General features: G+C 69.8%; 12 protein-coding genes and 1 tRNA gene. 6 read left to right on the top strand and 7 right to left on the bottom strand.

What is annotated here, in order from left to right:
* Positions 1–62 precede the first annotated feature (62 nt).
* Positions 63–680 (bottom strand): CHRD domain-containing protein, encoded by a 618-nt coding sequence (locus ABE85_RS11625; RefSeq protein WP_197507304.1) that lies wholly within the window; start codon positions 678–680, stop codon positions 63–65.
* 242 nt (positions 681–922) lie between these two features.
* Positions 923–2029 (bottom strand): Glu/Leu/Phe/Val dehydrogenase dimerization domain-containing protein, encoded by a 1107-nt coding sequence (locus ABE85_RS11620; protein WP_082938545.1) that lies wholly within the window; start codon positions 2027–2029, stop codon positions 923–925.
* A 299-nt stretch (positions 2030–2328) separates the two neighbouring features.
* Here ABE85_RS11620 and ABE85_RS11615 point away from each other — a divergent pair, with 299 nt between their 5' ends.
* Complete coding sequence (locus tag ABE85_RS11615; RefSeq protein WP_082938544.1) at positions 2329–3021, top strand: hypothetical protein; 693 nt, start codon at positions 2329–2331, stop codon at positions 3019–3021.
* Complete coding sequence (locus ABE85_RS11610; RefSeq protein ID WP_067274285.1) at positions 3018–4145, top strand: hypothetical protein; 1128 nt, start codon at positions 3018–3020, stop codon at positions 4143–4145. Before ABE85_RS11615 ends, ABE85_RS11610 begins: the two co-directional genes overlap by 4 nt.
* 65 nt (positions 4146–4210) lie before the next feature.
* On the opposite strand, the gene ABE85_RS11605 is transcribed toward ABE85_RS11610, so the two are convergent.
* Entirely contained in the window at positions 4211–4957 is a 747-nt protein-coding gene (locus ABE85_RS11605) for a 2OG-Fe dioxygenase family protein (protein ID WP_067274282.1), read from the bottom strand.
* Positions 4958–5040: 83 nt separating this feature from the next.
* Positions 5041–6078 (bottom strand): CDP-6-deoxy-delta-3,4-glucoseen reductase, encoded by a 1038-nt coding sequence (locus ABE85_RS11600; RefSeq protein ID WP_067274279.1) that lies wholly within the window; start codon positions 6076–6078, stop codon positions 5041–5043.
* 56 nt (positions 6079–6134) lie between these two features.
* On the opposite strand from ABE85_RS11600, the gene ABE85_RS11595 reads away from it, so the two are divergent.
* The gene (locus ABE85_RS11595; protein ID WP_067274276.1) at positions 6135–7058 is read left to right on the top strand and encodes an NAD-dependent epimerase/dehydratase family protein; all 924 of its coding nucleotides are present in this window, start codon (positions 6135–6137) and stop codon (positions 7056–7058) included.
* Between the two features lie 40 nt (positions 7059–7098).
* Here the strand turns inward: ABE85_RS11595 and ABE85_RS11590 are convergent, their stop codons facing one another.
* Together ABE85_RS11590 and ABE85_RS11585 are read right to left on the bottom strand one after the other, a co-directional pair.
* On the bottom strand, positions 7099–7686 hold the full coding sequence (locus ABE85_RS11590; RefSeq protein ID WP_067274274.1) for a rhomboid family intramembrane serine protease: 588 nt from the start codon (positions 7684–7686) through the stop codon (positions 7099–7101).
* 236 nt (positions 7687–7922) lie between these two features.
* A tRNA-Leu gene (locus ABE85_RS11585) sits at positions 7923–8007 on the bottom strand.
* A 155-nt stretch (positions 8008–8162) separates the two neighbouring features.
* Here ABE85_RS11585 and cysM point away from each other — a divergent pair.
* From cysM to ABE85_RS11570, 3 genes are all read left to right on the top strand, one after another.
* On the top strand, positions 8163–9092 hold the full coding sequence (gene cysM, locus ABE85_RS11580) for a cysteine synthase CysM (RefSeq protein WP_067274271.1): 930 nt from the start codon (positions 8163–8165) through the stop codon (positions 9090–9092).
* 66 nt (positions 9093–9158) lie between these two features.
* Positions 9159–9686, top strand: a complete 528-nt coding sequence (locus ABE85_RS11575; protein WP_067274268.1) for an NUDIX domain-containing protein — start codon at positions 9159–9161, stop codon at positions 9684–9686.
* Between the two features lie 80 nt (positions 9687–9766).
* Entirely contained in the window at positions 9767–9994 is a 228-nt protein-coding gene (locus ABE85_RS11570; protein WP_067274265.1) for a sulfurtransferase TusA family protein, read from the top strand.
* Between the two features lie 103 nt (positions 9995–10097).
* On the opposite strand, the gene galU is transcribed toward ABE85_RS11570, so the two are convergent.
* Positions 10098–10967, bottom strand: a complete 870-nt coding sequence (gene galU, locus ABE85_RS11565; RefSeq protein ID WP_067274262.1) for a UTP--glucose-1-phosphate uridylyltransferase GalU — start codon at positions 10965–10967, stop codon at positions 10098–10100.
* Between the last annotated feature and the right edge of the window lie 69 nt (positions 10968–11036).

Raw genomic sequence — 11036 nt, 5'->3', positions numbered from 1 at the left:
GTCGAGCGATGACAGGGCGTTGCGGTCGGCCGCGTGGTGGCCGGGCGGCGGTCGGGTGAGGTTCAGCCCTGGCGCGTGCGCCGCCGCGCCAGCCCGCCGACCGTCAGCAGGCCCGCGACCATCAGCGCGTAGGTCGACGGCTCGGGCACGGCCGCGGCCGTCAGGAAGCCGCGGATCTCGCCGCCCGGCGCGAAGGTCGAGTGCACGTTGAGGTAGGCGTTGCCGCCCGCCAGCCCCGTCGACAAGGCCGCGAAGGCGCTCGCGATCGTGCCGCCGTTGGCGTTGATGAAGGCCGCGTTCCAGCTGCCGGTCTGCGTCAGGTCGAAGGTCTGGTCGTAGCTGCCCGAGGTCACGCCGAGCGGGAAGTTGGGGAAGGTCGGCGTGGTCGTCGCGACCCCCGCGTTGCCGGCGCCCGCCGCCGCCGTGCAGCAGTGGATGTGCGAGGCCGTCGTCGTGCCGGTCAGACCCGCGAAGGTGACCTGCACGCGCATCGTGAAGTCATCGTCGTTGAAGGTCACCCGCGCCAGCCCGGTGCCGGCGGAGGCGTTCGGCGGGAACTCGGCGCCGCCGCTCAGCGGCGCGGTGTACACGATGTCGTGCGCGAGGGCCGGCATCGCGAGGCTCGCCGTCGCGAGCACCACGGCCGCGAGGGGCAAGGACTTCAAACTCATGGACGTCATGGAGGTCTCCTGGGTTCGGCTCCGCAACGGGCTGCGCGGAACTCAGGCGGCGGTATACGTCGATGGCATCGGCCTTGTGCGCGATCGGTGCCGCGGCGAAGGGGCTTGAAGTCGCTCCCGGGGACGGGAGGCAACCGGATGGCGGGAATCCGGTACAGGGGTGGATGAAGCGGGTGTTTGTACGCCAGCGCACAAAGAAAACGGCGCCACGCGGGCGCCGTCTTCGTCGGAGCGGACGTCGCTCAGGCCGGCTTCACCAGCAGCGAACGCGCCCAGGCGTCCGCTTCGCGGGCCGGCGTCTGGCCGCTGACCTGGATGCGGTCCAGCAGCTCGGCGACACGGCCGCGGATCTGGCCGACCTCGGCCATCACGGCGTTCTCTTCGCCTTCGTTGCGGAACTCGCGCGCGACGCTGATGATGCCGCCGGCATTCACCAGGTAGTCCGGCAGGTAGGTGATGCCGCGGGCCTGCAGCGCGTCGCCGTCGGCGGCGGTGGCCAGCTGGTTGTTGGCGGCGCCGGCGATCAATGCGGCCTTCAGCGCGGGGATGGACTGCGCATTCAGCGTCGCGCCCAGCGCGCACGGCGCGACGACGTCGACGTCCGCGGCCAGGATCTCGTGGATGCCGACGGCTTTGGCGCCGAGCTCGGTCTGCGCGCGCGCCACCTTCTCGGCGTTCACGTCGGCGACGACCAGCTTCGCGCCGGCGCGGTGCAGGTACTCGGCCAGGTGCCAGCCCACCGCGCCCAGGCCTTGCAGCGCGACGCGCACGCCTTCCAGCGACTCGCGGCGCAGCACGCGCTTGACGCCTTCGTCGATGGACACGAACACGCCGTAGGCGGTCTTGGGGCTGGGGTCGCCGCCGAAGGCGCCGTCGCGCGGGATGCCCGACACGAACTGCGTGTGCGCCGTCATGCCCAGCATGTCGGCGGTGGTGGTGCCGACGTCCTCGGCGGTGATGTAGGCGCCTTGCAGCGACTGCACGGCGCGACCGAAGGCCGCGAACAGCGCGGCGCGGTCGAAGTCGCCCTGCGGCTTGATGATCACGGCCTTGCCGCCGCCGAAGGGCAGGTTGGCCAGCGCGTTCTTCAGGCTCATGCCCTGCGACAGGCGCAGCGCGTCGTTCAGCGCGGCCAGCTCGTTGTCGTAGCCCCAGAAGCGGCAGCCGCCGAAGGCCGGGCCGCGCGCGGTGCTGTGCACCGCCAGGATCGCCTTCAGACCCGTCACCGGATCGGCGGCCAGCAGCACGCGTTCGTGCGGCGCCTGGTCGGGCAGGCCGAAGAGGGAGGAGGGGATGGCGTCGGTCGAGCCGGCGGCGAGCGCGCGGGCGATGTCGGTGATGGCGTTCATGGGAACCTGCACTTGTGATGCTTGATGCGGACCGGGTCCGCGGACGACCGGCGGCATGGCGCCGGCAATGACGCGCGCTTGTGGCACGCGAAGCCGTGAGTGTAGTTCGTCAGGCTTTCTTCCCCCCGTTCAGGGGGGCGTTCCGGGGCCGCCAGGGGATCGATTGCGTGAAAGCACCCGTCCGGGGACCGGTTCCGCTTCTTAGAATCCGCAGCGCCGCGGAGGCGGCTTTGCCGGAGGTGACACGATCTGCACATGTCGATGCGGGCGGTCCCCCGGGCCACGAGGGAGAACCTTTCATGATCCGTATCGTCACCATCACCTGGGTGATGGCTGTGGCCGCCCTGACGGGCTGCGCCACCAAGCCCCAACTGCCGGTCCAGATGAAGGCCGAGGCCATTGCGCCTCAAGCCCGCGTCGGCGTCGCGCTGACCGCCGTGCCCAAGGCCGACACCTACCTGCCGGGCGCCGGCTGCCTGCTGTGCCTGGCCGCCGCCTCGGTCGCCAACTCGTCGCTGACCGCGCATGCGAAGACGCTGCCGTCGGACGACCTCGCGGCCGTCAAGGCCCAGATCGTCGAGACGCTGAAGAAGCGCGGCGTCGAGGCCGTGGCCATCGACGGCGACTTCGACGTCGCCAAGTTCCCCGAGCGCACCCGCCAGCCCGGCCAGGCCGATCGCGACTTCGCCCGTCTGCGCGACCAGTACCAGATCGACCGGCTGCTGCTGGTGACCGTCGAAGGCGTGGGCTTCCAGCGCACCTATTCGTCCTACTTCCCGACCAGCGATCCGCTCGCCTGGGTCAAGGCCACCGGCTCGGTCGTCGATCTGCGCAGCGGCGCCTACGACTGGCTCAAGCCGGTGGAGATCCGCAAGCCGTCCTCCGGCAAGTGGGATGAGCCGCCGAAGTTCCCGGGCCTGACCAACGCCTATTACGAAGCCATCGAGATGGCCAAGGAGCAGCTGCTGCAGCCGCTGCAGAAGCAGCAATGACCGCCGTCCCCGCTCGCCGCGCACGCCGTGGGGCGTGCGCGGCGGGACTCGTCGCGCTGCTGCTGGCCGCGCGCGCCGTCGCCGCGCCGGTCGACGGCCCGTCCCTCGAATCACCGCAAACGCCCCAGTCACTGCAGCTGCAGTCATCCACGCCGGGCGCTGCGCCCCTGGCCTCGGAAGCCGCTTCCGCTCCGGCGTCGGTCCCCGTGACCGTGCCGGTGCCTGTCGTCCCCCGGCGCTCACTGGCCGTGCGGCTGCCGGCCGAGCCGGCGCCGCGTTTCCGCGCCATGACGGCCAACGACTCGGCGCGGGGCGAGGCCGGCGCCATGATGTACGGACCGGGGCTGGCGGGCTTCTTCGTGGCGCTGGCCACGCACGCCGCCATCAACGACGGCGTGCGCACCGCCGCGCGGGAACGCGAGGAAGCCGCGGCCAACCGGGTGCTGGAGCCCTACCGGCCGGCCATGAACGGCCTGCGTTTCGCGGACCTGCTGCCGCAGGCGGTCGAGGCCTCGCGGATCTCTCACCGCGTGCGCGTGGTCGGTGCCGACGAGGTCGCGGACGAGGACATGACGCTGCGCTTCGCGCCGCTGTTCTGGATGACGCAGGACCATCGCGGCCTGCTGCTGGAAGCCGACGTCGCGATCGTCAAGCGGGGCGACACGGATCCGGTCTGGCAGCGCCACGTGTGGCTGCACGCGCCGCCGGCCCCCTCCACGCTGTCGCCCCAGCAAGCCTGGGCGGACGCCGAAGGCATCCGCCTGCGCGACGCCACCACGGCGCTGCTGGGCCAGGTCTTGCGCCTGGCCACGGAAGGCGCGGCGCAGGACGGCGATCCGTATGCGGCCGGCACCGAACCCGAGCGCACGCTGCGCTACTGGGAAGGGCTCAACAAGCGCTTCGAGCGCGGCACCGTGCTGCGCCGCCAGGACTGCGGCTGGGCGCTGGTGCGCAATCTGCGCGGGGATCTGATGTCGGTGGCGCTGGTCGACGGCCAATCGCCTGCACCGACCACGGTCCCGGGCGACGCCTGCGTGGCGCCGGCGCCGACCTTGGCGGCGGCTCCCGCTCCGGCAGCCACCACGGCCGCCGTCAACGCGGATCCGTCGCCCGCGAAGCCCTGACGGACCCCGGGGAGGCCCGCGCCGGCCGGCGCGCGGCCGTCTCCGCGCGTCAGCCGGTCAGTGTGTCAGCGCCCCATGAAGGCGTCCGAGCGCAGCGTCACGACCAGCGTGTCGCGGTGGCCGGCATGCGCGGGATCGATGGGCTGGATGGGCGTGGTCTCGTGGATGACGCGTTCGTCGTCGAGCAGCAGCAGCGTCCACGGCTCCATCATCGTGAAGCGCTGGCCGCGCGGACCGTCCGCTTCGAAGACGCGCGACTCGCCGCCCTTGATGCCGTGACGTCCCAGCATGAACACCGCCACCAGGTCCACGCCGTCGCGGTGCGCGCCCTCGGGCGTGGGCCGGCCGATGCCGCCCGCGGTGTCGATGCGGAACTGGTGCGCCTCGATGAACCAGGGCCTCGCGCCCTTGAGCCGGTCCGCGACCGAGGCCAGGCCCAGCAGCAGGCGCGGCCAGATCGGCAGGTCGACCGCGGCGGGATCCATGGGTTCGAACCAGCGCTCGATGCCGCCGTGCAGTGCGTTGTAGTCCACCGGCTGCCAGTGCGCCCGATGCGGCGCCAGGCGCACCGACGGATCGGCCTGCGAGTCCACGACGAAGCTCGCGTGCCGCCGGAAGCGGTAGCGGCCGCCGTCGCGCAGGTAGGCGTCGGGGGGCAGGTCGTTCCAGTAGGTCTGCAGCGTGCGCAGATCACCGGCCTGGCAATGCAGCCAGTGCGTCAGGCTCTCGGGGGCGATGACGGTGTGGCCGAGGTTCTGCAGTTGCTGTTCGAACTGCGCGGCGCTGGAGTACGGCGGCGGGAAATGCTTCATGCGCGAAAGTATGGATCGCCGCGACCGGGATGGCGCATGTCACGCCGCGAACGCGGGATTGAGCGGGCGCTGGATGGACGGGCTCAGCCGGCGTGCTTGTCCGCTTCGGACGTGAACGCGTCGGCGTAGAACTCTTCGGCGGGCAGTCCGCAGGACGCGACGAAGTCGCGCTGCGCGGACTCCACCATGATGGGCGCGCCGCAGGCGTAGACCTGGTGCTTCGAGAGGTCCGGCAGGTCGCCCATCAGCACCTGGTGGACGAAGCCGGTGCGGCCGGTCCAGCCGTCCTCGGCCTTGGGCTCGGACAGCACCGGCACGTAGGTGAACGTGGGCATCGCGGCCGCGGTCGCCTCGGCCCACTCGTGCAGGTAGAGGTCGGCCTTGGAGCGGCAGCCCCAGTACAGCGTCACGGGCCGCGTGATGCCTTCGTCCTGGATGCGTTCCAGGATCGCCTTGATCGGCGCGAAGCCGGTGCCCGAGGCCAGCAGCACGATCGGCTTGTCGCTGTCCTCGCGCAGGAAGAAGCTGCCGAACGGGCCTTCCATGCGCAGGATGTCCTTCTCCTTGAGCGCACCGAAGACGTGGTCGGTGAACTTGCCGCCGGGCATGTGGCGGATGTGCAGCTCGATCGCCGGCGGCGTGCCCAGGCGGCTGGGCGCGTTGGCCATCGAGTAGCTGCGCCGCGCGCCGTCGCGCAGGATGAATTCGACGTACTGGCCGGCGCGGTACTGCAGGTTCTGCGTGGCCGGCAGTTGGAGCTTGACCACCGCCACGTCGCCCGCCGGCTTCTCGACGGTGATTACGCGACTGGGCAGCTTCAGCACGGGGAACTCGCCGGCGCCGGGTACGGTGCGGGCTTCGACGGTGCAATCCGTCAGCGGCTTCGAGCAGCAGGTGAGGATGAAGCCGGCGGCTTCGTCCTCGGGCGGCAGCGCCTTGGTCTGGTGCTCGCCGTGCACGACCTGACCCTCCATCAGCCTGCTCTTGCAGGAGCCGCAGGCGCCGTCCTTGCAGCCGTAGGGCAGGCCGATGCCCTGGCGGATGGCCGCGGCCAGCACGGTTTCGTCGTCGTCGACGGTGAAGTTGCGGCCGGCGGGCAGGACGGTGACCTGGAAGCTCATGATGGGGAGGTGACTAAACTAGCCCGCCATTTTGCCCCAGCCCTGTCGAGTCCCTCATGCCCGGTGCCAATCCCGCTTCGCCTTCCGTCAATCGCCGCCGCCGCCGAGGCCGTCTGCTGATCGTCGGCTGCGGCGATGTGGGGATGCGCGTGCTGCGGCAACTCGCCGGGCGCTGGACGGTGTTCGCGCTGACGAGCAGCGCCGCGCGGGTCGATGAACTGCGTGCCGCGGGCGCGATCCCGCTGATCGGCAACCTGGACGACGCCGTGTCGCTGGGGCGGCTGGCGGGACTCGCGGACCGCGTGCTGCATCTGGCGCCGCCGGCCGCGCAAGGCCGGACCGACGAGCGCACCCGGCGGCTGTTGCAGGCGCTGTCGCGCTCCGCGGTCCCGGCGCATCTGGTCTACGCGAGCACCAGCGGCGTCTACGGCGATTGCGGCGGCGCGCGCATCGACGAGACACGCCGCGCGAATCCCTCCAACGACCGCGCGTGGCGTCGCGTCGATGCCGAGGAGCAGTTGAGGCAGTGGGGCCGCGTGACGGGCGTGCCGGTGACGGTCCTGCGCGTGCCGGGCATCTACGCGTTCGACCGCGACGGCGGGCATCCGCGTGAGCGGCTCGGCAAGGGGCTGCCGGTGCTGGCGCGCGAGGACGACGTCTACACCAACCACATCCAGGCCGACGACCTGGCGCGCGCCTGCCTGCTCGCGCTGATGCGCGGCCCGGCGCAGCGGATCCTGCACGCGAGCGACGACAGCGAACTGCTGATGGGCGACTACTTCGAACTGGCCGCCACGATGTGCGGCCTGCCGGCGCCGGCGCGCGTCACGCGCGCCGAGGCACCCGGCGTGTTCTCGCCGATGCAGATGAGCTTCATGAACGAATCGCGCCGGATGGACAACCGGCGCCTCAAGCGCGAGCTGCGCCTGCGGCTGCGCTACCCGACGCCGCGCGAGGGGCTGCTCGCCGTCGAGGAGTGAACGGGGCGGCCGACGTCGAGGGCTGAGGTCGGAGGGCTGCTCAGCGCCGGCGGCTGCCGCGCCAGTAGTTGATCATCAGCCAGGCGCCGAGCATGCCGCCCAGGTGGGCGAAGTGGGCGATGCCGCTGCCGCCGCTGATGCCCAGGAACAGTTCGAGCGCGCCGAAGATGGCGACGAAGTACTTGGCCTTCATCGGGATCGGGGGGAACAGCGGCATGATGACCCGGTCCGGGAACAGCAGCCCGTAGGACAGCAGCAGCCCGAACAGCGCGCCGGAGGCGCCGACGGTGGGCGCGAACGATCCCATCAGCAGCGTGAACACCAGTTGCGCCGCGGCGGCGGTCAGTGCGCTCGCCACAAGCAGCTGCGCGTAGCGCTTGCCGCCCCAGATCGTCTCCAGCTCGGAGCCGAACATCCAGAGCCCGAACATGTTGAAGAACAGGTGCGCGATGCTGCCGTGCAGGAAGGCGTAGCTGATCGGCTGCCAGAACTCGAATCTTCCGGAGTTCAGCGGCCACAGGGCCATCAGGACGTTCATCGAGGCCAGCGGCGGCACGACGATCGGGAGACAGAACAGGCCCACGCAGATCAGCATGAAGGCCTTGGTCACCGGAGGAATGAAGGGCATGGAGCGGGCGTCTTCTGAAGGCACCGCGGACGGCGCGTTGGGAAGGCGCAATGGACCTGGGATCAAGCCAATGCGTTCAGGCCAGTGTAGCCGCGCCGTGCGCAAGACCCGACCCGGGCCGCGCACGGCTTTCCCTTCAGCGTGACCGCAGGAAGCGGAAAGCACGCGGAAAAAAAGCGGAATGAAGTGAGGGGGAAGGACGCGTTGCAGTTGCCAAGACCTGACCACTTCGAGAGTGGTGCCCGGAGCCGGACTCGAACCGGCACACCTTGCGGCGGGGGATTTTGAGTCCCCTGCGTCTACCGATTTCGCCATCCGGGCGTCACGGCAACCTGCTGCGTGCGAGACCGCCATGGACGGGCCATCGACGGTCTGCGGTGCGGCTCTGGAGCGTTGCCGCGGAGGCAACGGTGAGCCGCGAAATGAGAAAGCCATTATGCCACGCGGGAAGATGCCTCCTGAGAGAATGCGCGGCTATGAGTGACGCAAGCGCCTTCGACCCCACGAGCTATCCGACGTTGGAAGACGTCATCGGCAACACGCCGCTGGTGCGGCTGCAGCGCATGCTGGGACCGGAGCTGGCCGCGCGCGGCAACGTGCTGCTGGCCAAGCTGGAAGGGAACAACCCCGCGGGGTCGGTGAAGGACCGCCCGGCCATCAGCATGATCCGGCGCGCCGAAGAGCGCGGCGAGATCAAGCCCGGCGACACGCTGATCGAGGCGACCTCCGGCAATACCGGCATCGCGCTGGCGATGGCCGCGGCGATCCGCGGCTACCGCATGGTGCTGATCATGCCGGAGGACCTGTCGGTCGAACGCGCCCAGACGATGAAGGCCTTCGGTGCCGAGCTGATCCTGACGCCGCGCTCCGGCGGCATGGAGTACGCCCGCGATCTGGCCGAGCAGATGCAGCGCGATGGCAAGGGTCGGGTGCTCGACCAGTTCGCCAACAACGACAACCCGCGCATCCACTACGAGACCACCGGGCCGGAGATCTGGCGCGACACGGGCGGGCGCATCACGCACTTCGTCAGCGCGATGGGGACGACCGGCACGATCACCGGGGTCTCGCGCTTCCTGAAGGAAAAGAACCCGGAAGTGCGCATCGTCGGTGCGCAGCCGGCCGAAGGCTCGCGCATTCCCGGCATCCGCAAGTGGCCTGCCGCGTATCTGCCCAAGATCTACCGTCCCGAGACCGTCGACGAACTGGTGCTGGTCGGCCAGTCCGACGCGGAGGACATGGCCCGCCGCCTGGCGCGCGAGGAGGGCCTGTTCGGCGGCATCTCCGCCGCCGGAGCCTGCTGGGTCGCGATGCAGATCGCGCGTCAGGTCTCGAACGCGACCATCGTGTTCGTCGTCTGCGACCGCGGCGACCGCTACTTGTCGACCGGTGTGTTCCCCGCCTGACGCCGCGCGGCCAATCAGGGATGATGGCCGCATCGCGACACGCAGGCGCTTTCGCGCCCACGCCTCATGAGCTTCCGCTTCTGCCCGCAATGCGCCAGTGAACTGGCTTGGATCGAGCTGCCGGAAGACGGCGGTCCGAAGACCCGGCTGCGTTGCCCGAACTGCGACTTCACCCACTGGAACAACCCGACGCCGGTGCTGGCCGCTGTCGTCGAATGCGTCGACCGCGAGGGCCAGGTCTTGCTCGCGCGCAACGCGGCGTGGCCGGGACCGTTCTTCGGCCTGATCACCGGGTTCATGGAAGCCGGCGAGTCGCCGGAAGAGGGCATCCGGCGCGAGGTGCTGGAAGAGACCTCGCTGGAGGCGCTGGGCGCGACGCTGATCGGCGTCTACGACTTCCAGAAGAAGAACCAGGTCCTCATCGCCTACCACGTGCCCGCGCGCGGCGAGGTCACGCTGTCGCCGGAGCTGGTCGAGTACACGCTGACGCCGCCGGAGCAGCTCGAGTGCTGGCCCGCCGGCACGGGCCAGGCCCTGGCGGACTGGCTGCGCGGACGCGGCATTGAACCGAAGTGGATGGCGCCGCGCCCCTGAACCACCGGCGCCGGCCGACATCGACCGGCTGACTAGAATCCCGCTCATCGCCGCCGGTCATCGGCGGTTAGGACGCTCTCATGGACATTCACAAGGAACTCGACACCCGCGGCCTCAACTGCCCGCTGCCCATCCTCAAGGCCAAGAAGGCCCTGGCGGAGATGGAGAGCGGCCAGTTGCTGAAGGTCGTCGCGACGGACCCCGGCTCGACGCGGGACTTCCAGGCCTTCGCGCGGCAGACCGGCAATGAGCTGGTCGAGCAGAGCTCGGCGGGCGACGAATACATCCACGTGCTCAAGCGACGCTGACTCGCGGAGTCGCCCGGAAACGAAGAAGGCCACGCGATGCGTGGCCTTCGTGCTTCATGACGCGGCAGTGACGGGAAGTCCTGCCGTCAGAAGTTCAGCGCGGTCAGATTTCCAGGGCCTTGAGGTACTCGCGGAAGCTGGCGCCGAGTTCCGGGTGGGCCAGCGCGAGCTCGACGTTGGCCTGCAGGAAACCTTCCTTGCTGCCGCAGTCGTAGCGCTTGCCTTCATAGCGGAAGGCGAAGACCTTCTCGCGACGCATCAGCGCGGCGATGCCGTCGGTCAGCTGGATCTCGCCGCCCACACCGCGCGGCTGCGTGGCGATCTCGCGGAACACGCCCGGCGTCAGGATGTAGCGGCCGGCCACGCCCAGGCGCGAGGGCGCGTCTTCGGGCGCCGGCTTCTCGACCATGTGGGTGAGGTCCATCAGGCGGTCGCTGATGGGCGCGCCGGCCACGATGCCGTAGCGCTTGGTGTGCTCGGCCGGCACTTCCTGGACGGCCAGGATGGAGGCCTGCCATTCGGAGAACTGGTCCACCATCTGCTTGAGCACCGGCGGCTTGCCGACCATCAGGTCGTCGGCCAGCAGCACGGCGAAGGGCTCGTTGACGACCACGCATTGCGCGCACAGCACCGCGTGACCCAGGCCCAGGGCCTTGGGCTGGCGGATGTAGATGCACTCCATGTCGTCCGGCTTGATGGAATGCACCATCGCCAGCAGTTCCTTCTTGCCGGCGGCTTCGAGTTCGGTCTCGAGTTCGAAGGCGGTGTCGAAGTGATCGGGAATGGCGCGCTTGTTACGGCCGTTCACGAAGATCATCTGACGGATGCCCGCCGCGTAGGCTTCTTCCACCGCGTACTGGATCAGCGGCTTGTCGACCACGGGCAGCATCTCCTTGGGCTGCGCCTTGGTGGCAGGCAGAAAGCGTGTGCCGAGTCCAGCAACCGGGAAGATTGCCTTGTTGATGAGGGCCATTTACGTACACTCCGACGGTAATTGCGCCGGCATTCTTGCACGGCGCAGCTGAAAGAAAATCAAACAAAC

The sequence above is a fragment of the Mitsuaria sp. 7 genome, from assembly GCF_001653795.1.
Lineage (GTDB): Bacteria > Pseudomonadota > Gammaproteobacteria > Burkholderiales > Burkholderiaceae_C > Roseateles.
Note: the sequence above shows the minus strand (reverse complement) of the source record. Positions and strands in the feature narration are given on the sequence as shown.